This is a genomic window from Pseudomonas sp. NFACC02 (assembly GCF_900110765.1).
Classification (GTDB): Bacteria; Pseudomonadota; Gammaproteobacteria; order Pseudomonadales; family Pseudomonadaceae; genus Aquipseudomonas.
The window spans coordinates 365,765-386,299 of record NZ_FOEO01000002.1; the positions used below are offsets into that span (position 1 = coordinate 365,765).

General features: G+C 60.8%; 16 protein-coding genes. 9 read left to right on the forward strand and 7 right to left on the reverse strand.

The genetic code is table 11. From position 1 onward, the window contains the following. Window positions 1–376: 376 nt before the first annotated feature. On the forward strand, window positions 377–1,375 hold the full coding sequence (locus BMY73_RS03665; protein ID WP_092405093.1) for a DUF1853 family protein: 999 nt from the start codon (window positions 377–379) through the stop codon (window positions 1,373–1,375). Here the strand turns inward: BMY73_RS03665 and BMY73_RS03670 are convergent. The 5 genes from BMY73_RS03670 to BMY73_RS03690 all read right to left on the reverse strand — a co-directional run bounded on the left by BMY73_RS03670 (window position 1,338) and on the right by BMY73_RS03690 (window position 8,705). Next, on the reverse strand, window positions 1,338–2,621 hold the full coding sequence (locus BMY73_RS03670; protein WP_092405095.1) for an arsenic transporter: 1,284 nt from the start codon (window positions 2,619–2,621) through the stop codon (window positions 1,338–1,340). The genes BMY73_RS03665 and BMY73_RS03670 overlap by 38 nt on opposite strands. Further along, a complete protein-coding gene (locus tag BMY73_RS03675) occupies window positions 2,622–3,827 on the reverse strand; it encodes an MFS transporter (protein WP_092405097.1) in 1,206 nt (401 codons plus the stop codon). Between the two features lie 254 nt (window positions 3,828–4,081). After that, window positions 4,082–5,422 (reverse strand): MFS transporter, encoded by a 1,341-nt coding sequence (locus BMY73_RS03680; protein ID WP_092405099.1) that lies wholly within the window; start codon window positions 5,420–5,422, stop codon window positions 4,082–4,084. A gap of 233 nt (window positions 5,423–5,655) precedes the next feature. Further along, on the reverse strand, window positions 5,656–6,558 hold the full coding sequence (locus BMY73_RS03685; protein WP_092405101.1) for a 1-aminocyclopropane-1-carboxylate deaminase/D-cysteine desulfhydrase: 903 nt from the start codon (window positions 6,556–6,558) through the stop codon (window positions 5,656–5,658). A 107-nt stretch (window positions 6,559–6,665) separates the two neighbouring features. Beyond that, entirely contained in the window at window positions 6,666–8,705 is a 2,040-nt protein-coding gene (locus BMY73_RS03690) for an NADPH-dependent 2,4-dienoyl-CoA reductase (protein WP_092405103.1), read from the reverse strand. Between the two features lie 378 nt (window positions 8,706–9,083). Between BMY73_RS03690 and BMY73_RS03695 the strand changes: the two genes are divergently transcribed. The 5 genes from BMY73_RS03695 (at window position 9,084) to BMY73_RS03720 (ending at window position 14,704) form a co-directional block, all read left to right on the forward strand. Then, a complete protein-coding gene (locus BMY73_RS03695) occupies window positions 9,084–9,935 on the forward strand; it encodes an AraC family transcriptional regulator (protein ID WP_092405105.1) in 852 nt (283 codons plus the stop codon). 320 nt (window positions 9,936–10,255) lie between these two features. Continuing rightward, window positions 10,256–12,541 carry a TonB-dependent siderophore receptor gene (locus BMY73_RS03700; RefSeq protein ID WP_092405107.1) on the forward strand — a complete coding sequence of 762 codons (2,286 nt, stop codon included), beginning with the start codon at window positions 10,256–10,258 and terminating at the stop codon, window positions 12,539–12,541. A gap of 68 nt (window positions 12,542–12,609) precedes the next feature. After that, window positions 12,610–13,056, forward strand: a complete 447-nt coding sequence (locus BMY73_RS03705; RefSeq protein ID WP_062380670.1) for a hypothetical protein — start codon at window positions 12,610–12,612, stop codon at window positions 13,054–13,056. Further along, window positions 13,043–13,435: a hypothetical protein gene (locus BMY73_RS03710; RefSeq protein WP_062380668.1), complete on the forward strand. Its 393-nt coding sequence runs from the start codon at window positions 13,043–13,045 to the stop codon at window positions 13,433–13,435. The genes BMY73_RS03705 and BMY73_RS03710 overlap by 14 nt, the downstream gene beginning before the upstream one ends. 450 nt (window positions 13,436–13,885) lie before the next feature. Continuing rightward, a complete protein-coding gene (locus BMY73_RS03720) occupies window positions 13,886–14,704 on the forward strand; it encodes a UvrD-helicase domain-containing protein (protein ID WP_256570802.1) in 819 nt (272 codons plus the stop codon). A 140-nt stretch (window positions 14,705–14,844) separates the two neighbouring features. Here the strand turns inward: BMY73_RS03720 and BMY73_RS03725 are convergent, their stop codons facing one another. Together BMY73_RS03725 and BMY73_RS03730 are read right to left on the reverse strand one after the other, a co-directional pair. After that, entirely contained in the window at window positions 14,845–15,546 is a 702-nt protein-coding gene (locus BMY73_RS03725; protein ID WP_092405111.1) for a DUF3053 domain-containing protein, read from the reverse strand. 323 nt (window positions 15,547–15,869) lie between these two features. Then, window positions 15,870–16,823 (reverse strand): hypothetical protein, encoded by a 954-nt coding sequence (locus BMY73_RS03730; protein ID WP_139214093.1) that lies wholly within the window; start codon window positions 16,821–16,823, stop codon window positions 15,870–15,872. A 327-nt stretch (window positions 16,824–17,150) separates the two neighbouring features. On the opposite strand from BMY73_RS03730, the gene BMY73_RS03735 reads away from it, so the two are divergent. The 3 genes from BMY73_RS03735 to BMY73_RS03745 form a co-directional block, all read left to right on the forward strand. Beyond that, window positions 17,151–18,302, forward strand: coding sequence for a carbon-nitrogen hydrolase family protein (locus BMY73_RS03735; RefSeq protein WP_092405113.1), 1,152 nt, complete (start codon window positions 17,151–17,153; stop codon window positions 18,300–18,302). Window positions 18,303–18,305: 3 nt separating this feature from the next. After that, window positions 18,306–19,346, forward strand: a complete 1,041-nt coding sequence (locus tag BMY73_RS03740) for an AraC family transcriptional regulator (protein WP_092405115.1) — start codon at window positions 18,306–18,308, stop codon at window positions 19,344–19,346. An 818-nt stretch (window positions 19,347–20,164) separates the two neighbouring features. Further along, the coding region (locus tag BMY73_RS03745; protein ID WP_139214095.1) for a pyridoxal-phosphate dependent enzyme at window positions 20,165–20,535 on the forward strand (371 nt) is incomplete at its 3' end.

Sequence of the window (20,535 nt, forward strand, 5' to 3'; positions counted from 1 at the left end):
AAGGCGATTATGGGGGAAGGGGTCGGGGGCGGCAAACCGGCAAGCGTAATCGCCGCGATTACATGGCGCTGAAAGCTGGTTCTGCCTAACGGCAGAAGCGTTTCAACTTCGTGACCTGCCCGGCGGTTTGGCGACTTCTTCGTCGTCTTACTCTTCGGGGAGGATCAAAAGCGCCGCAGACAGCGATCGTTCCCGCGCTCCGCGTGGGAATGCTTTGCATGACGCTCTGCGTCCAAGTCGACGCGAAGCGTCAATCGATGCATCACCACGCGGAGCGTGGGAACGATCAGAGCCACAAATCACGAAACAAATCACGATACGAGCCAATCCCGACCTGCACCGTGCCACGACCCACAACACCCGCTATTCTCCCCCCATGACCCCATTCCCCACCCTCGCCGCCCTGCCCCGTCAACTGCGCACGCCTCAGGTGCGTGACCTCGCGTGGGCGATTGTTTCGCCGCCGATGCTCGCGGTGACCGATTGGCCGCAGCGTCATCCCTTGAGCGGGAGCGACTGGGTGCAGCATCCCGACGCGCTGGCGGACTTCCTGCGCGCGCTGGATCAGGACAGCAGCGCATTGCTCGACTGGTTATCCAAAAGCTCGATACGCCGTCTGGGCCTGTACTACGAACGCCTGTGGCATTTCGCAATCCGGCACGCGCCGGGCGTGGAGATGATCGCCGCCAACCTGCCGATCCGTGTTGAAGGCCGCACGCTGGGCGAACTGGACATGCTGCTGCGGGACCGGGATGGCGTTCACCACGTCGAACTGGCAGTCAAGTTTTACCTCGGGCCTCAAGACGGAAACGGCGAGGATCCCGCGAGCTGGCTGGGACCGGGCGCGCATGACCGGCTCGACCTGAAGCTGGCGCACCTTAACCAGCACCAATTGCCGATTTCCACGCGAGACGAAAGTCGTCGGGCGCTCGCGGCACTCGGCATTGAGTCGCTGGAAAACCCTGCGCTGAAGGCGGAGCTGTGGCTCGGCGGATACCTGCTCTACCCATGGCCCCACAGTGCCGCCTCCCCCGTCGGTGTGAACCCGAATCATCTGCGCGGTCTATGGTTGCACCAGAAGGACTGGCTGGCCTTTGCCGCTCGACATCCTGACGGGCGCTGGCAACTGCTACCCCGTCACGCCTGGCTGGGGCCGGCGCGTTATGACGAGGCTTGGAACGCAGAGGAGCTTCAGGCCTGGCTCGAACAACTCACGCCCATGGCGCCCGCGCAGTTACTTGTTCGCCTGGTGGAAACGCCCAAGGGGCATTGGGAAGAAGCCGAGCGGCTGTTTCTGGTGTCCGACCTGTGGCCGGACGTCACTGAAATGAACGGGGCTACAGACTCAATCTCAGCACCAGCGCCGCCAGCGTGATCAACAACACTGGCAATGTCAGCACGATGCCGACCCGGAAGTAATACCCCCAGCCGATGCTCACACCCTTGCGCGCCAGCACGTGCAACCACAGCAATGTCGCGAGACTGCCAATCGGCGTAATCTTCGGACCCAGATCGCTGCCGATGACGTTGGCGTAGATCATCGCTTCTTGCAGCGGACCATGGGCCTGACTGGCGTCGATCGACAGCAGGCCGATCAGCACGGTCGGCAGGTTGTTCATCACCGAAGACAACAACGCCGTCAGCACGCCCGTGCCCATCGCCGCGCCCCACAGGCCGTGCTCGGCAAAACGGTCGAGCCAGCCCGCCAGGTAAGTGGTCAGGCCTTCGTTGCGCAATCCATAGACCACCAGGTACATGCCCAGCGAAAAGATCACGATCTGCCACGGCGCGTCTTTCATCACCTTGCGGGTCGAAATCCTGTGTCCCTTGGCGGCGATGCCCAGCAGGATCGCCGCACACACCGCCGAGATCGCGCTGATGGGAATCCCCAGCGGCTCCAGCGCAAAACAGCCCACCAGCAAGATCACCAGCACCCACCAACCCGCCAGAAACGTCGCGCGATCATGAATGGCGGACGCGGGCTCGGCCAGTTGCGAAGCGTCGAATGTCTCGGGAATGTCGCGACGGAAGAACAGCATCAGCACCGCCAGCGTCGCGGCGACGCTGACCAGGTTCACCGGCACCATCACCGAGGCGTAGCGATTGAAGCCAATGCCGAAGTAGTCGGCGGAAACGATGTTCACCAGATTGGAGACCACCAGCGGCAGGCTTGCGGTGTCGGCAATGAAACCGGCGGCCATGACGAACGCCAGCGTGGTCGCCGGTGAGAAGCGCAGCGCCAGCAGCATCGACATGACGATCGGCGTGAGGATCAACGCCGCTCCGTCGTTGGCAAACAAGGCGGACACCAGAGCCCCCAGCAGCACGATGAACGCAAACAGCCTGCGGCCCTTGCCATTCCCCCAACGCGCAACGTGCAATGCCGCCCAGTTGAAGAATCCGGCCTCATCGAGCAGCAGACTGATGATGATCAGCGCAATGAACGTGCCCGTGGCGTTCCAGATGATGTGCCAGACCTGCGGGATGTCCGTCAGATGGACCACGCCAAAGAGTAGCGCCAGCACGGCACCGAACGTGGCACTCCAGCCGACCCCCAGACCTTTCGGCTGCCAGATGACTAAGGTGATGGTAACCAGAAATATCAGCGCGGCGATGAGCATTTAACGTCGGGTTCTCGGAAGCAGGATGGCGAGGATGCCAAGCAACGGCAGGAATGAGCAGAGGGTGTAGACATAGACAATGCCGTGAAGATCCGCGAGGTGGCCTAATAATGCCGCACCAATGCCACCGAAGCCGAACATCAGTCCGAAAAAGATCCCGGCGATCATGCCGACGTTGCCCGGAACCAGTTCCTGCGCGTAGACCACGATGGCCGAGAACGCCGACGCGAGGATGAAGCCGATGATCACACTCAGCACGCTGGTCCAGAACAGGTCGGCGTACGGCAGCGCGATGGTGAACGGGGCGACGCCGAGAATGGAGAACCAGATCACTGCCTTGCGTCCGATCTTGTCGCCGATCGGGCCGCCGAAAAACGTCCCCGCCGCCACCGCCGCCAGGAACATGAACAGGTGCAATTGCGAACTGGCCACGGTCAGCTGAAATTTGTCGATCAGGAAGAAGGTGAAGTAGCTGGTGAAGCTGGCCATGTAGAAATACTTGGAGAACACCAGCAGCGCCAACACCACCAGAGCGCCGGTCACTCGGCCCCTGGACAACCCGTGTGTCGCCGCTTGGCCGGCCTTCAGCTTGAAGAGCGCAAGGTGTTTTTTGTACCAGCGGCTGATAGCGTAAAGCAGCCCCACCGAGAACAGCGCGATCAGACCGAAATAGGCGATATGCCCCTGCCCGAACGGAATGATGATCGCGGCGGCCAGCAGCGGGCCGATGGCCGAGCCACTGTTACCCCCGACCTGGAAGCTGGATTGCGCCAGACCAAAACGACCACCGGACGCCAGTCGGGCGATGCGCGACGCTTCGGGGTGGAAGGTCGAGGAGCCAACACCGATCAAACCGGCCGCCAGCAGGATCAGCGGGAAACTGCCCACGGTCGCGAGCATCAGAACACCCGCCAGAATGCACAACGACCCTACCGGCAGCACCAGCGGATTCGGATGACGGTCGGTGTAATAGCCCACCCAGGGCTGCAGCAACGAGGCCGTGACCTGAAACGTCAGGGTAATCAGGCCCACCTGGGTAAAACTCAAGCCGTATGACGCTTTGAGCATGGGATAGATCGAGGGCAGGATCGACTGGATCAGGTCATTGAGCAGGTGCGCCAAGGCCACCGCACCAATGATGCGCATGACCAGCGGACTGGATTGAGAGGTCGCGGAGGTCGCGGTCGAGGGGCTGGTGACGGCCATCGGGTTCATCCATCGAACGATTGAGCACCGCGCGCGAGATCATTTCAAAAGATGTCGGCGGCACAAGGGGCCGCCAATGTGCCATTTTTTGGGGCAGTGATGCCATGTTTTGTTGCGAGTGGCCGGGCTCGCCTCATCAGCATCTTCTGCAGGAGTGAGTTTGCTCACGAAGAGGCAAGCGCATCCGCCACCTTTCCATCGCCTGATACTCACCCTTCGCGAGCAAGCTCACTCCCACAGGGACGGTCCAGGCCCTAGGCGACGGGCTGCATCGCAGGACGCCGGGCCAGGCTGCCATCCACGTCGTGCAACGACACCTTCGACGTTTCCGGCAACGCCAGACCGCCGACCAGCCCCAACAGCGCGATCACGATCAGGTAGAACGCAGGCGAGAGGTTGCTGCCGGTCAGGCCGATCAGCCAGGTCGCCATCAACGGCGCGGTACCGCCAAAGATCGTGTAAGCCATGTTGTAGGTGATGGCCGACGCGGTGTAACGGGTGCGTGTCGGGAAGGTTTCCGACAGCAGTGCAGCGGTCACCACGTTGCACAGTACGGCGCCGGTCGCCAACAGCATCACGCCGACGATCGAGCCGGTGAACGATCCGGAACTCGCCATCAGGAACGACGGATACACCATCACCGCCAGCAGGACGCAGGCGGTAATCACCGTCGCCCGACGCCCGACCTTGTCGGAAAACGCCCCGGCCACCGGACACATCGCTGCGGCGAACAGCAAGGCAATCAATGACACCAGCAATGCGGTCGCGCGGCTCAAACCTCCCGCGACTTGCAGGTAGGTCGCAAAGTAGGTGGTGAACATGTAGAACGACAGCGCCGTCAGCGAAATGAACGCGCCCAGAGCACAGATCGCCGCACCGTGATTGCGCAGGGTTTCCTTGAGCGGGGAATGCGCGACCGCGTGTTCTTCAGTGACCGCCTGGAACGCAGGGGTTTCGTCCAGCTTCCAGCGCAGGTACAGGCCGACCAGCCCCAGCGGCGCGGCGACCAGGAATGGCAGGCGCCAGCCCCAACTGCTCATGGCGTCGGCAGACAGCGAGGCTTCCAGCGCATAGGCAAAGATCGCCGCCGCAGCGAACGCCGAAAAGGTCGAAACGGGCACGAAACTGCCGTACCACGCACGCTTCCCGCGAGGGGCATGCTCCATCAGGTAGGCACAGGCACCGGCGTATTCGCCGCCGGCCGAGAACCCTTGCGCGCAGCGAATGATCGTGAGCAAAACCGGTGCCGTGACACCGATGGCGGCGTAGGTGGGTAGCAGTCCAATGATGGTGGTCGCCCCGGCCATCAACAGAATGGTGAACGCCAGCGTGCGTTTGCGGCCGATCTTGTCGCCGAGCATGCCAAAAAACAGCCCGCCCAACGGACGGAACGCGAAGGCTACGGCGAACACTGCGAAGGTCTTGAGCAACGCCACGCTGGCATCGCCACTGGGGAAGAATTGCTGGGCGATCGTGGTCGCGAGAAATCCATACACGGCGAAGTCGAACCATTCGACGAAATTGCCGATCCCGGCCGCAACGATGACTTTTCTCAAGGTGGCAGGTTCAACCTGCTCAATGGCTGGAGTGGTCATGCAAACCTCGGCAAACGTGGGAAAGATCCAATTATCGGTACAGCGCCTGAGCCATCTTGCTCCAGAAGTGTCGCCGACATGCTCAGGACCGACCTGTCGGGGTGTCTGTTTCGCAGGATTCGTGCCAGACAGCGCGCAGCGGCGGAAATCTTCCGCCATTCTGTCGCCGAGCGACGGTACGCTGAGGGAGCGCATTCATTCGCTCCACAGGCGGCGTGTGGTCGTTTATTGAATCAGCGTGCCCCCACGGTGAACGTTGTTTTTCCTTGAAGCCCGCCGGTGTGTACGAAGACCAACCGAGTGCCTGACGCGAAACGCCCGGCCTCCACCGCCTGCCGCAATGCCAACAGCGCCTTGCCGGTGTACAGCGGTTCAAGCGGGATCCCACCCTGCTGCTCACACTCCGTCATGAACGTCATAAGCGCGGAATCGACTTTGGCAAAGCCGCCTCGACTGGCATCAAGCAACTCGTAACGCTGATCGTGAGAACCGCCGAGAATGGCTTGTACGTTCTGCGCCACGCCATGCCCCTCAGGCACCGCCATCGCGCCGTAGACCTGGTGTCCCGCCGACTCTGCGAGCACGAGGCCCGCCAGTGTGGTTCCCGTCCCGCAGGCCAGCCACCAACCGTCGTAATCCTGCCAGCCCAGAGCGCCAAGCTGGCTGCGCGCCTGACTCACGATCTCGGCGCAACCCAACGCGCCGTCCATACCGCCACCGCCTTCAGGAACCGGGTGCAGCTTTGGATAACGGTCACGCCACGGCGTCCAGAAACCCGCTTCATGCCGAGCGCGATACCCGGCATAGCCCAGCCAGTGCAGCGTCATGCCGAACCGCTGCACGTCGAGCACCGTAGGCGTTTCCACCGGGTGCCCGCGCACCAGCCCGACCGTTGAAAAGCCAAACCGCTTCCCCGCGGCGGCCAGTGCATGAAGGTGATTGGAATGCGCGCCACCGAGACTGATCACGCCTTCAGCGCGGGCCTGCCTGGCGGCGGTCAGATGATGTTTCAGCTTGAACCACTTGTTGCCGCTGATCAGCGGGTCGATCAGGTCCAGACGCAGGATGGCGACCTCGATGCGGGCGGCACGCAGCCAGTCGAGATCGAGGATGTGCAATGGCGCGGGAGGGAGCATGGCGATCGTTGATCCATCAAAGAGGGCGGAGTTTACCACCACGCCCGGGCCACGCTGGGCCCGGTCCGCCTTGACCTCATGACCGCCGATACCCGCAGGATCGTCCCTTATAGCTCCGCCGCCAGTCGCGAGCCCTGGTTGATTGCACGCTTGGCATCGAGCTCAGCGGCGACATCCGCCCCCCCGATCAGGTGCACGCTCTGACCTGCGGCCTGCAAGCCATCGTACAGCTCACGGAGCGGGTCCTGGCCTGCGCAGATCACCACGTTATCCACCGGCAGCAACCTCTCCTCGCCTTCCGCGCCGATGCGAATGTGCAGACCGGCATCGTCGATCTTCAGGTACTCGACGCTGTTCAGCATCTGGACCTGCTTGTTCTTCAGCCCCGTACGGTGAATCCAGCCAGTGGTTTTCCCCAGGCCATCGCCCACCTTCGAGGTCTTGCGCTGCAGCAGGAACACCTGCCGCGCAGGGGCGTGTGGATGCGCCTTGATCCCGGCGACACCCCCACGGGCCGACAACGCGCCGTCGATACCCCACTCTTCCCAGAACGCGTCGCGGTCCAGACTGGTGGCAACCCCCTGATGCACCAGGAACTCGGAGACGTCGAACCCGATCCCGCCCGCCCCGATCACCGCAACCGAGTTGCCCACCGGCTTGCGCCCGAGGATCACGTCCAGATAGCTGAGCACCTTGGCATTATCGACACCTGGAATCGCAGGCGTGCGAGGGGCGATCCCGGTGGCAAGAATGACTTCGTCGTACCCCTTGCCCACCAGATCATCCACCGCGACACGGGTGTTCAGGCGCACATCGACTCCGGTGGTCTGCAGCTTGCGACCGAAATACCGCAGGGTTTCGTAGAACTCTTCCTTGCCCGGAATCCGCTTGGCGATGTTGAACTGACCACCAATCTCGCTGGCTGAATCGAACAGTGTGACGTCATGTCCGCGCTCGGCGGCGACAGTCGCCGCCGCAAGGCCGGCGGGGCCTGCGCCAATCACCGCGATCTTCTTGATCTGCCTGACCGGCAGGTAATTGAGCTCGGTTTCGTGACACGCACGCGGGTTGACCAGGCAGGTGGTGAGCTTGCCGCCGAAGGTGTGATCCAGGCACGCCTGGTTGCAACCGATGCAGGTGTTGATTTCATCGCCTCGGCCTTCTGCCGCCTTGTTCACGAAATCGGCGTCAGCGAGAAATGGACGCGCCATGGACACCATGTCGGCATCACCTTCAGCCAGTACCTGCTCAGCGACCTCCGGTGTATTGATCCGGTTGGTGGTGATCAGCGGGATCGACACTGACCCGCGCATTTTTGCGGTGACCTTGACGAATGCCGCGCGCGGGACCTTGGTGGCGATGGTCGGAATGCGCGCTTCGTGCCAGCCAATGCCGGTGTTGATCAAGGTCGCCCCGGCCTGTTCGATGGCTTTGGCCAGTTGCACCACTTCTTCCCAGGTGCTGCCACCTTCAATCAGGTCCAGCATCGACAGGCGATAGATGATGATGAAGTTCACCCCCACAGCCTCTCGAACCCGACGGACGATTTCCACCGGAAGGCGCATGCGGTTTTCGTAACTGCCGCCCCAACGATCGGTGCGGTGGTTGGTGTGGGCGACCAGGAACTGGTTGATGAAATAGCCTTCCGAGCCCATGATTTCCACGCCGTCGTACCCGGCAGTCTGGGCGAGGGTTGCGCAGGTGACGAAATCCTGGATCTGCTTCTCGATGCCTTCCTCATCCAGTTCCTTGGGCTTGAACGGGTTGATCGGCGCCTGAATCGCGCTGGGCGCAACTTGCTTGGGACTGTAGGCATAACGGCCCGCGTGCAGAATCTGCATGCAGATCTTGCCGCCAGCCTCGTGGACCGCCTTGGTGACGATACGATGGTGATCGGCTTCTTCGGGCGTGGTCAGCTTGGCTGCGCCGGAATACACCCCGCCCTCGGCATTAGGGGCGATACCGCCTGTGACCATCAGCCCGACCCCGCCACGCGCCCGCTCGGCAAAGTAGGCCGCCATCCGTTCGAAGCCACCCGGCTTCTCTTCAAGACCGGTGTGCATGGAACCCATCAGCGTGCGGTTGCGCAGCGTCGTGAAGCCCAGGTCCAGCGGAGCGAGCAAATGCGGGTAGTGTGCGGCGGCCATAAAAACTCCATCGAGCATCATCACGGGACGCGAGCACTCTGTGGCGCTCGTCGAATTCATCAGGACCTTTAAGGTTAGCCCTGTTCATGACGCAGACAGTAAACAGCCGCACGGTCACGCTCAATGCCCGAAAGTGACAAGTTAATGATCTGAATGCGCAGCGGATCGCCGATTGGGGGCGTTTTTGCCCCAAACCTTGGCGGAGGTCTAGACACAGGATCTTGAAAACGGATGCAGGTCGTGGAGAGAATCGACCTATCCCCTGCCAGGAGGATCCATGTTCCTATGTGGAGGGATGGCCGGATGTCATTACACTAGTGGCTCGTGATATTTTCCAGCTAGGCCAAGGCCTCCTTTTCATCCAGGTCTCCACACCTCATGTCGAGCATTGCCGTTACCGATCTGCCCTCCACCATGGACGTCGACAGCGTCTCGCGGCCGATTGTGGCTCTGAGTGCCACATTGGCTGCCAAGGACTGGGAAAATGCCACGCATCAGCACCGCAAGTCGCAATTGATCTATTCGGTTCGCGGCATCCTCAACTGCGAAATCGAAAGAGGCGTCTGGATCGTGCCGCCGCAGTGTGCCTTGTGGATCCCCGGCGACCTGCCCCACTCAGCCTGGGGTTCTGGTGTATTGGAGTGCTGCTGCTTATTCGTCGAGCAGGGCGTCGCGCCGGGTCTGCCGACCACCTGCTGCACCATTTCGGTATCGCCGCTGCTGCGCGAGTTGTTGCTCAGAGCAACCGCCATTTCCGAGCTGTATGCCCCAGGCGGACGGGAGGAACGGCTGCTGGCGGTATTGCTCGACGAGCTGGTGGCGGCCCCGGTGGAGGACCTGCACCTGCCCATGCCGCGCGACCCACGATTGCGTCGCCTCGCGGAAATGATCCTGGCGACGCCGGCTGATAAGACGCCGAAGACCGCCTGGGCGACGCGCATTGGTATGAGCGAGCGCAGCATGAGCCGTTTGCTACTGCAGGAAACGGGTATGAGCTTCGGGCGCTGGCGTCGACAACTGCACGTGATCCTGGCGCTGCAACGGCTGAACAAGGGTGAAAGCGTGCAAACGGTGGCGTTTGAACTGGGCTACGAAAACGCCAGTGGCTTCGTGACGATGTTTCGCAAAGCGGTGGGCAAGCCGCCAGGTCGCTACCTTTCGGATCGCACCGATAGCGCGGTGACGAGAGTTGCGCCCGGAACCACGCCCCCCGATCCGACCGCCCCCTGATCCAATCCCCGCTCCTGACGCCATCCTGCGCTGCGTCATCGAAAAGCTTCGGACTTCGGCAAGCCCCCAGCGAGGGCACTCGCCCATGAAGACGGCTGCGCACAACGGCAACACGGCCGCATGTCAAACGGGCCGATTCCCCTCCTCGATCCGACTCACAAGTCGGCCATATCCCGAGCCATCACTATTACCAAACGGCCAAGGCGAAGGGCTCGATCATGATTGGCCGAATCGAGCAACAATCTGGCCTGATTTCACCATCGTGATGCGTCGCCCTTGTTGTTAAATCCGCCAACATAAATACGAATGAGTATCGCTTAATGAATGCTTCATCTTTTGAAGGGAAGTCTCGCACGCCTCTCGCCCTGTGCACCGGTTCGGTCGTCTGTCCGCCGCCCGCCGGGCACATCAAAAACGCCCCCCGCAGCGCGTTGGGCTCGGCGATTGCGGCAGCACTTCTGCTTAATGCGCCAGGCGCATTGGCCGCCGAGACGGCGCAGCCGCAGAACCAGACAGCAGACCCTTCTCAACAGGAGGTGGCCCTGCCGGCTATCAGCGTGACAGGCCAGATGAACAACGCGACTAGCGAGGGCACCGGCTCCTACACCACCGGCGAGACAGCAGCGGCGACGCGCCTGCCGATAACGCTTAAGGAAACGCCCCAAGCGGTGACGGTGATCACGCGTCAGCGCATGGACGACCAGCAACTCAACACGGTACAGAGCGTGCTGGAGAACACCAATGGTGTCACCGCGGACCAGGCCGATAGCGAGCGCACCAGTTTCTATTCTCGGGGCTTTCTGATTAGCAACGTGCAGTACGATGGCATCCCCACCGTGATCGGCAACGCCGTCAACGGCAGCGGCATCAGCGCTCTAGACACCGCCTTCTATGACCGTGTTGAGGTGGTGCGCGGCGGCTCGGCCCTGCTGACTGGGACCGGTAACCCTTCGGCCGCCATCAATCTGGTGCGCAAAAGGCCCACGCCTGAATTCGCGGCATCCGCGTCCCTAGACGCTGGGAGCTGGGATACCCACCGCGGCATGGGCGACGTCTCCACACCGCTGACCGAGGACGGACGCATTCGCGCGCGCCTGGTGGGTACCTATCAGGACGGCAACTCGTACCTGGACGGCTACAAGCCCGAGCGCAAGGCATTCTACGGCATCGTTGAGGCCGATCTGAGCGTCGATACCACGGTGAGCCTGGGCTACGACTATCAAGACATCACGCCAAAGGGCGCCACTTGGGGCGGCTTGCCACTGTGGTACAGCAACGGTTCACAGATCGATTATTCCCGCTCCAAGAGCTACGGACAGGACTGGAGCCATTTTGACAATACTTTGAAGACCGCCTTTGCCGAAATTGAACACCGCTTCGATAACGGCTGGACCCTCAAGGGCGTGTTCAACCAGTACCACACCGATAGCGAATCCGAACTGGTCTCCCTGGGTGGCCGACCTGACCCCGTCACGGGGCTGGGCGCATTCCCATTTGCAGTGGCGTCCCAAGGACGCAGCCGTCAGAACACTTTTGACGTGATGGCCAGCGGTCCCTTCGAAATGCTCGGACGCCAGCACGACCTGGTGGTGGGCGCGACCAACTCACGCCGCAAGGCCGGCCAGGACGACGTAGCGCCGTTCTTCGCAGGCTTTACGCCGATCAACATCCATACCCTGAGCCCAGGCACGCCGCGGCCCAACTTTGATGCCATGCCGCATATCCCGACCCGCACCGAGGTCAAGCAGAGCGGCATCTATAGTGCGGCCCGCTTCTCCCTGGCCGATCCGCTGAAGCTCATCGTCGGCGGGCGCCTGAACTATTACGAGGTCGATGACGACGCCAACGGCAGCACGCTGCACTACAAGAAAAACAACGAATTCACCCCGTACGTCGGACTGGTCTACGACATCGACAGTACCTACTCGGCTTACGTCAGCTACACGGGCATCTTCAACCCGCAAACCGACTTCCGCGACACGACCGGCAACGTGCTCACGCCGTCCAAGGGCAAGACCAAGGAAGTCGGCCTCAAGGCCGCCTACCTGGACGGGCGCCTGAATGCTGCCGTGGCGGTGTTCGAGACCAAGCTGGACAACGCCGCGCAACTGGTCCCCGGCGCGTTCACCCCAGGCGGAGCCAACGCCTATACCGGCGCCGACGGCACCAAGTCTCACGGCATCGAGTTCGACCTGCAGGGCGAGCTGGCCACTGGCTGGAACATCTACGCCGGTATCGCCCACTTCACCGCCGAGGATGGCGACGGCGAGCGCCTGAACTCCCAGCTACCGCGCACCACGGCCCAGTTCTTCACCACCTACCGGCTGCCCGGCGCGTGGAACAAGCTGACCCTGGGCACAGGCGTGAAGTGGCAGAGCCGCTTTTACCAGGCGCCAGGCGTTGGCACCAGCACGCTGGGCGGCGAACAGAGCGCCTATGCCCTGACCTCGGTGATGGGGCGTTACGCCCTGAGCGAGAACATCGACCTGGGCCTCAACGTCAACAACCTGTTCGACAGGAAGTACGCCTTGCAGAAGGGTGACTTCGACACCGTGACCTATGGCGCCCCGCGCAACCTGATGGCCACGCTGGACTACCGCTACTGATTGCCCGCAGTACGCGGATCGCTGCCGGCAACTCGTGCCCCTACCGCCTGAACATCGAGAACGTGCTCATGCCTACCCAAAACCCGGTTCACGTATTGGCGATACACAATGCGAACAAGGTCACCTTGCTCTGGTTGACGACTACTGCTGGCGCAGTGCTCTTCGTGACCTTCCAGTTGTTCTTCTACGTAAATGACTTTGTGAGAGCACAGGGCACCGCCCCGGCGATTACCTTCGAGCCCGGCATGCTGTGGGTGTTTCCTACCTTCTATGGCTCCTGGATCGTCACGGTGCTCCTCGCCCTGATCGAAACCCGCAAGGCCCAGTGGGCTGTCCTGATCCTCGGCAGCCTGCTTGTCGTGCTCAATACCCTGGGCGGAGTCACCGACGGGCTGCGCGACGGCTGGTACGTCGTCTTCTCGGCGGTATTCTTCATCACCCTGCCCGGCGTGTTCGCCATCGCCGCCAACTGGCGTCACCTCAACCGCAAAGGAACCCGCCATGTCGATGAATAGCGCTGAATTCCCGCTGGTGTGGATGAGTTTCGCCCACGAGCCCGGGCACGATACCCAGAAGGACTTCGACGAGTTCGCAGCCAACCTGCAGCGCGGCGACCCCTTCGTGCTGCTCAGCGAAACGCCACCGGGCGATGACCATGAGCACTCACCACAAGAAAAGAAACGCATCACGCTGTGGATGAAGAAGCACAAGGCACAACTGCGCAGCCTGGTTCTGGCCCTGATCATGGTCGAACCCAGCGCGGCAAAGCGCTTGGGATTCAAGGCATTCGCCGGCCTGTTCGCCAAGGTCTGGGGCTACCCGCTGCTGTTCGCCGCCTCACGCAAGCAGGCCATCGAGATGGCCCACGAACTGCTGCGCAAGACTAACAGGTAGGCGCGCTGAGGGTTGGCTCGCTGAAACGACTCAGGTCGCTACAACTTTATCCTCGGAAACTTCGTCCAGTGATTTGCCGCGAGCTCGCTCTTGCGAAACGGCTTGGTAAGCCGCGGTACTTCTGGGTGATTATCAGGCATCAGTGCGGTGAGGGCATGCGATGGGCAGCAAACGGCCCAGAGTGTGTAAAAACGCTTCGCCAAAATTGAAATGTGCGCGTCCACGTTAAATCTGAAATTTATCGGCACGTCAGCAGATGTGGATTTCGCGTAGAAGCGCGATTTTCAGTCCGTTCTGCGGGATGTTCGAACGTAAAGACACCAGTAGCAATGTGCAGAAGGGAAGCTTTGGCCAAGCGCTTGCTGAACAGATTGCCTTGAAGCCCGAATTCAAGGTCCCAGAATACCTCGCGCAAGCGATCCAGCACGTTTGCCGGGGAGCGGACAAGCCATGAAGCTATCCGATGAGCAGAAAGCTGTAATCGAAGCGCCCTTAGAACCGATGGCAGTCACTGCTTGCGCCGGCAGTGGTAAAACAGCCACCGCTATTCGGCGGCTGATCGCCATTCGGCAAAAGCTGGCTGATCACCGCGGCCGCGTCGTGCTGTTGTCTTTTTCCAATGTGGCCGTGAATACCTTCAACAACGGCTACGCAGAGCTCGCTTCGGATCTGCCGGACGATGCTAATCGCAAGCGCGTAGAAGTGGACACGCTAGACGGATTTTTCACCCAACATGTTCTGCGCCCCCATGGCTACCGCACCATGGGAGCCACGCGACCCCCCTATCTTGTATCGGGTTCGGAGCCGTTCTTAAGTAGCTTCCAGTACTGGAAGAGCAAAACCGAACGCCCAATCCCGATCAAGGATGTGCAGGTGGGCGTAGAGAATCGAAAGTCGGTCTTCTTCGTCGACACCAAAGGAGGGGTAGAACAACTTGATCACGGAAAGGCCAAGGAGGTCATCGAAAAGCTGGGACGCACTGGCGCATATACCCATGACCTCGGGCGCTATTGGGTAATTCGAACGCTGCTCCATCAACCTGCGATTCTTAAGGCATTGGCCACCCGCTATCCGCATATTCTGGTCGACGAATCGCAGGATCTGGGCACGATGCACAAAGTGACCTTGGAAATACTCATGAAGGCGGGCGTGCAGATTTCGCTGATCGGTGACGTTAACCAGGGCATCTTCGCCTTCGCTGGCGCTGATGGCATGTGCGGCTCAAGTCGGGCCAAAAAACCAAATCATCCGCAAAAAAAATCCACCTAATGTGGACGAACCGTCATAAGTGATTGATTTGTCGTGTTCCGCATTTCAGACTGAGTGATTACCCACGACACGCTGGCCCTGCGGCAGGGCCAGCGTAAATCTTCTACAGTGATCAGTGATCAGTGATCAGTGATCAGTGATCAGTGCCCCAGCATCATCGATTGCATCCGCGCCTGGGCTTTTTGAACGGTCTGGGCCTGTGCATTCAGGTCTTGCAACAGCGCGTTCAGTTCCGCCTGCACTTTGGCGTCCTTGACCTTGACCACCGGGCCATTGATTTCAATCTGCGCCTTATGGGCGTCAAGGTAATCGGCCACCTTCAAACTGCTGTCCAGGGCGCCGTTGATCTGAGGCACCACGCTCAGAAACGTATTCGCGGGGACGCTCACGGTCCGGTCATAGGCGCTGTCGTAGACCGCTTTGAGATCTTCAGGCTGTTTGAGCTGGACATGGGCACTGTCGGCCTTGGCCTGTTGTGCCTTGAGTTGCGCGGCCATGTCGTTCAGGCCGCTTTGCACCGCCCTGAGGTCGTCACGGCGCGAGACCACATCGCCCAACGAACGCACGGTGCTTTTCTGGACAAGGCTGCCCAAGGGTTTGACGCTGGCGTCCATGCCGTTGTTGAAATCAGTGATCACCGCGTAGTGAGTCGCGTACTCACCAAACGACTTCGACTCATCGGGCGTCAGTTTCGGTACGTGAACCCCCGGTTTGTCGACGATGCGAGTCTGCAGAAATTGCTTGAACGCGGCGCGCTGGTCGGGCTCGCTGCTGCCGCAGGCGGCAAGTACGAGGGGAAGCGCGATGGCCAGTAACCAGTGAGGGCGAAATGAGACGTTCATGTCGGTGAATCTCCAGGCAGTGAATAAGCCCGTGGCAGCCAGCTACTGCACACGAGCGGATGATGAGTGAAGCAGCGCCCCGCGGGGAAAGTTGGCCGATGCAAGGCGACCTGCGAACGACTGAACCGATCGCTGTCAGCGCCCTATGACATACCGTTGCACTTGGTCGTGCAGCAAAACAGCGAGTAAAAAGCCGCCCAGCATCGCGAGTAGATCCAGCAATCGGGCGCGACGGACTCGAGCTCATCGCTCTCGCCTTCAACGCTGTAGATGATGTGTTCAGTCATGGATCAACGGTTCCGTCGTTCAACTCAATACAGGACTCAGACCGACACCGGCGCAGTCTGCGCGAGGTCCAAAGCCGTATCCTCCATCAACAGGCTCAAGGTGTTGAGAAACAGGTCATGGCTCAGGATGCCGGTGGCCACTGTCGACAGCACGACCTTTCCGGCCTCGTCCTTGATCACAACCTTTTCGCTCCAGGCGCTCAGGTCAACGGTGCGCAGCGTAGCGACTGGTACCTGGCTGTCCTGGATGTACAGGACGTCGCGGGAGACCCGGATCGGCAATGTCTTCACGTTCAGGAAATCACCGCTCATGCGCTTGCCCCAAACCTGCGCGGAGTCGATGTAATTGAACGTCACACTGCCGCCGGCCTGGAGCGTTTGCAGCACCGCTGGCTGCCGGGCATTGAGATAAAGTTCGCGGAACATCTGCTGAAAACGCTGGAAGCCTTTGAGCGCTTCGATCACGCGATGGAAGGGTTCGCTTGCGTTGCGACGAAACGCCAGATTGGTGATCAGCCCCGTGAATCCCGCCTGGCCCGAACCGAACAGATACACGTCGTCGATCTCGGTGAATGCCAGATAGGTTTTCTTGCCGTGAGTGATGTGGGCGATGCCGCGCTCATACAGCTCGTAGCTTGTCTGACGCAGTTTCTTTTGCCACGCATAGACACCGAATGCGCCCAGGCCGAGGATGGCCAGAAAAGCGCTGGTGCAGTAGATCAGGACGATGGGGTTGGAAAAGTCGAGCGTGTTGCCGCGCTGGGTCGTGAGCGTGACTGATCCCGAAGAGTTCGCGGGGAGCACGGTGCTCAGGTACAGCACGAACCCGGCCATGCCGAGCAGGATCACGCCGAACACCAGAAGAAAAATCAGAAAGCCCTTGCCGTACTGAAAACGGGCGACCAGCTCGCCGGTGGTCGGCGCAGTTGCTGAGGCTGTTGAGGTCGTTGGGGTCGTTGGGGTCGTTGGGGTCGTTGGGGTCGTTGGCATGAGGTTTTATGCATCCCTGTCGTGGTGAATGAAGCAGCGCCGTCCGGATTGGCTTCGCCGTCTGGCCGGCGCTGAACGCGTGTCGCTCGCGGGTGCGAACTGCCCCTGAGCGTGATGCTAGATAGCTTACGGAACAATAAATTCATTTTGGATCCGATTTTTTTGTCGTTTTGAGGACTGCTGCTCATTCCGCGGCTCGAACATCGCGTCCCTGCTTCCACTCCCCCGCTCCCACTGCCGAATTATCGTTCACCCCTTGTTTTGTCGTATCCTGCCCGCCTCTCGATTCCGCACCCGCTATCTGATCAGGGCAATCATCCGTCCCCCATGCGCAAAGTTCTTGGCACGTTCATCACAGTGGTATTGGCGATTCTTCTCGTCAGTTATGCGCTGTGGACGAGCAAGCGACATGTCGGCCACTACCTCACGGACCTGCGCATTCAACTGGTGATCAACGATGGTCAGCCCGGCGGACGTGGCAACCTGTTGGGCATTCAGCCTGAGCTGTTCCCTTCGGATTACTCAAGCGTCAAGCGCCTGCACCGCAAGCTTGCGGCTTATCTGGAGCAGGCGCGGGACCAAGGTTTGCTCAACGACAAAACCATCGTCGTACTGCCCGAACACATCGGAACCTGGCTCCTGGCCGTGGACGAGAAATCGCAGTTCTATGAGGCCACGACCATTGAAGAGGCCATGAACTGGCTGTCGTTCAGCAACCCGTTGCTGTTCCTCGATGCGCTGTTTCATACCCGTGGTGAACGCTGGCTGGATGACGTGCACTTGCGCATGAAGTCACGCAGCATGGCGCGCGATTATCAGACGGTTTTTGGGGGACTGGCGAAGGAGTTCGGCGTGACGCTGGTGGCCGGCTCCATCGTGTTGCCCAACCCGAAGGTACGAGACGGGCAGTTATTGGTCGGCACAGGCGCGCTTTACAACAGCAGCCTGGTGTTCGGACGTGACGGCTTGCCGATGGGTCAGCCGCAACGGCAACTGTTTCCCAACTGGTATCAGCGGGGCTATATCCGCGCCGGTAAAAAGGCGCCGCTGAACGTCGTCGAAACGCCAGCCGGCCGTCTTGCCACACTGATCGGCAGCGACAGCTGGTACCCGGATAACTACACCCGCCTTAACGAAAGCGGGGCCGAATTGATCGCCGTCCCGGCCTTCGTCGCAGGCACCGGCAGTTGGTCGCAGCCGTGGCGAGACGATAAGCACGAGGCGCTCGCAGCGCATCTGCAGCTCGGCGCACAGCCCCTGAACGAAGGCGACGCCTGGCAACGCCTGACGCTTGCCCCGCTGACCGGCGCCAAAGCCGGCATCAGCGTGTTCATGCGCGGCCAGTTCTGGGACCAAGGCAGTGCCGGCCATAGCTTTGCCAGCCGGGGCGGGAAGAGCATCGCCGAGCAATCCGTCAGCGCCGCGCCCAAGGGTGCCAAACCCGGTCACGGGGCGCGTTTGATCAATCTGTGGTTGTGACAGATGACCGCGCCCAGGGTCCGCCTCGGTGATCTGTCGGTCGGCTTCGTCCACAACCTGGCCGACGCTGTCCGCGATCTGGGTCAGGACCCGCAGTCGCTGCTCGACCAATACGGGCTCGACCCCGCCCGGCTGGCGGAAGCCGGTGCACGGTTATCGATTCCCCGGTACATGCGCCTGGGCCATGCGGCGATTCAACTGACCGGCACGCCGGCCCTGGGTCTGCGCATGGGCCGGTTGAGCCGGTTGAGTCAGTCAGGCCTTGCCGGGGTGACGGCGGCCCAGGCGCCGACCGTAAGAGAGGCGGCACGGACATTGATCCGCTTTGAGCCGCTGTACGGCTCCAACTACCGCGGGCAGTCGAGCTTTCACGAGGACAGCGAAGGCGCCTGGCTGCGCTTCTACTCCATCAGCCCTTACAACGATTACAACCGCTTCGTGGTGGATTCGATTCTCGCAGGGTGGCTGCATCAGCTATCCACACTGGCGCGCACAGACATCATCGCGGAGAAGGTCGAGATCGAATTCGACGCCCCTGCCTATGCCAGTCAATACGGCAGCTTGAGCGAAGATCCCGTCAGTTTCGCGGCGGGCGTCAATCAGGTGCGCCTGAGCCAACGCGTGCTCGGGCTGCGCAACCCGGATCATGTGCCCGGCACATGGCGGCATCTGCTTCAGCTGTGTGAGCGGGAGCTGGAGCAACTCACGCGCACCCGCAGCCTGCGTGAGCGTATCACTCAGTTGCTGGGACCGTTATTGAACGGAGGAAGAGAGCCGGATCTGGAGGAAGTGGCTGCACGGCTGAAGCTGCCCACCTGGACCCTGCGCCGCAAACTGGCGGAGGAAGGCACACGCTTTCGCACGATTCTCAATGACACGCGGCGTGACCTTGCGATGACCTATATCCGTGACACGGAACTGGCTTTTGGCGAGATCGCCTACTTGCTGGGTTTTGCGTCGGCCGAAGCCTTTCAACGCGCCTTCAAACGCTGGAACGGTCAGACGCCAGGCGCGTTCCGCCGCAGCCAACGTCATTCAGCCTGAGCAATGCTTAAAGCTCGGTAGCGTCGTCAGCAGGCTCAAGCGGGTCAAGTTCGTAAGCCTGATATTCCAGCAGTTCTTCTTGGTAATCGTCCATCACTCATGCCCTCGTGGCTGTTCTCGTTCGTCTCGATAGTCTTTTCTGTCGTCTCAACGACTGGTTTCACTGACCACGACCTTCACCCTAAAGTGCCGTCATGAAGGATAAATGAAGGCTTCTTGAACAGTTGACGCGCTCATTTTGAGGAAACGGCCCTGATGCACCCCTGCCAAGGCTCTAGAACGGGATCCGTAGCCAGCCAATGGAATGTTTAGCTCATAACAAAAAATCACGCAAGTGGTCAGGAAATCCCTACGCCCATGGGTCACGCATCTGTAGGAGCGTGGCTTGTCCCGCGATCGGCTGCGCAGCAGTCGTAAAACCGGGAAATGCGGTGTATCGCCAGAAGACACTTGATCATCTTACTGTCGGTTCCCGGCAGACCGCGGGACAAGCCGCGCGTCTATACGAGCCTGCCCTTGACGGATGCGCCGCGTTCGCCATAGTCTTCAGGCCATGAACCTTACCCAGCACTTCTTCGGCCAGATCATTATTACCGCCATTCCAGTCATGGCGGGTTAGCCGACGTTTGCACCGAACCCGCCCTGGAGGCGGGTTTTTTCTCCCTGTCTCCCGGGCTTCGAATCTCGAACCAGGAGTCAGACATGATCACCATCCGCCCTTCCCTCGCCGTTTTTTCGCCACGCCTGATCATCGCTTCCGTTTCGACGAGGCCGACACGATGAACTCGATGTTCGACAGAACGCAGGCGCATGGCGACCTGCTCAATCAATACGTCAAGAAAATCCTCACCTCCCGTGTCTACGACGTGGCCGTGGAAACCCCGCTGCAAGGCGCTCGTCAGCTGTCCGAGCGGCTGGGCAACCAGGTGCTGCTCAAGCGCGAAGACCTGCAGCCGGTGTTCTCCTTCAAGATTCGCGGCGCCTACAACAAGCTGGCGCAGCTGAGCGCGGAAGAACGGGCGCGGGGCGTGGTGACCGCCTCGGCGGGCAATCATGCACAAGGCCTGGCACTGGCGGCGAAGACGCTGGGTGTGTCAGCGACCATCGTGATGCCCAAGACCACCCCGGAGATCAAGGTCGAAGGCGTGCGTTCGCGCGGTGGCAAGGTCGTGCTGCACGGCGACTCGTT

What these genes read in the sequence shown, in the direction of transcription:
- BMY73_RS03665 (WP_092405093.1), top strand. Translation starts at nt 377, where the DNA reads ATGACCCCATTCCCCACCCTCGCCGCCCTGCCCCGTCAACTGCGCACG.
- BMY73_RS03670 (WP_092405095.1), bottom strand. Translation starts at nt 2,621, where the DNA reads ATGCTCATCGCCGCGCTGATATTTCTGGTTACCATCACCTTAGTCATC.
- BMY73_RS03675 (WP_092405097.1), bottom strand. Translation starts at nt 3,827, where the DNA reads ATGGCCGTCACCAGCCCCTCGACCGCGACCTCCGCGACCTCTCAATCC.
- BMY73_RS03680 (WP_092405099.1), bottom strand. Translation starts at nt 5,422, where the DNA reads ATGACCACTCCAGCCATTGAGCAGGTTGAACCTGCCACCTTGAGAAAA.
- BMY73_RS03685 (WP_092405101.1), bottom strand. Translation starts at nt 6,558, where the DNA reads ATGCTCCCTCCCGCGCCATTGCACATCCTCGATCTCGACTGGCTGCGT.
- BMY73_RS03690 (WP_092405103.1), bottom strand. Translation starts at nt 8,705, where the DNA reads ATGGCCGCCGCACACTACCCGCATTTGCTCGCTCCGCTGGACCTGGGC.
- BMY73_RS03695 (WP_092405105.1), top strand. Translation starts at nt 9,084, where the DNA reads ATGTCGAGCATTGCCGTTACCGATCTGCCCTCCACCATGGACGTCGAC.
- BMY73_RS03700 (WP_092405107.1), top strand. Translation starts at nt 10,256, where the DNA reads ATGAATGCTTCATCTTTTGAAGGGAAGTCTCGCACGCCTCTCGCCCTG.
- BMY73_RS03705 (WP_062380670.1), top strand. Translation starts at nt 12,610, where the DNA reads ATGCCTACCCAAAACCCGGTTCACGTATTGGCGATACACAATGCGAAC.
- BMY73_RS03710 (WP_062380668.1), top strand. Translation starts at nt 13,043, where the DNA reads ATGTCGATGAATAGCGCTGAATTCCCGCTGGTGTGGATGAGTTTCGCC.
- BMY73_RS03720 (WP_256570802.1), top strand. Translation starts at nt 13,886, where the DNA reads ATGAAGCTATCCGATGAGCAGAAAGCTGTAATCGAAGCGCCCTTAGAA.
- BMY73_RS03725 (WP_092405111.1), bottom strand. Translation starts at nt 15,546, where the DNA reads ATGAACGTCTCATTTCGCCCTCACTGGTTACTGGCCATCGCGCTTCCC.
- BMY73_RS03730 (WP_139214093.1), bottom strand. Translation starts at nt 16,823, where the DNA reads ATGCCAACGACCCCAACGACCCCAACGACCCCAACGACCCCAACGACC.
- BMY73_RS03735 (WP_092405113.1), top strand. Translation starts at nt 17,151, where the DNA reads ATGCGCAAAGTTCTTGGCACGTTCATCACAGTGGTATTGGCGATTCTT.
- BMY73_RS03740 (WP_092405115.1), top strand. Translation starts at nt 18,306, where the DNA reads ATGACCGCGCCCAGGGTCCGCCTCGGTGATCTGTCGGTCGGCTTCGTC.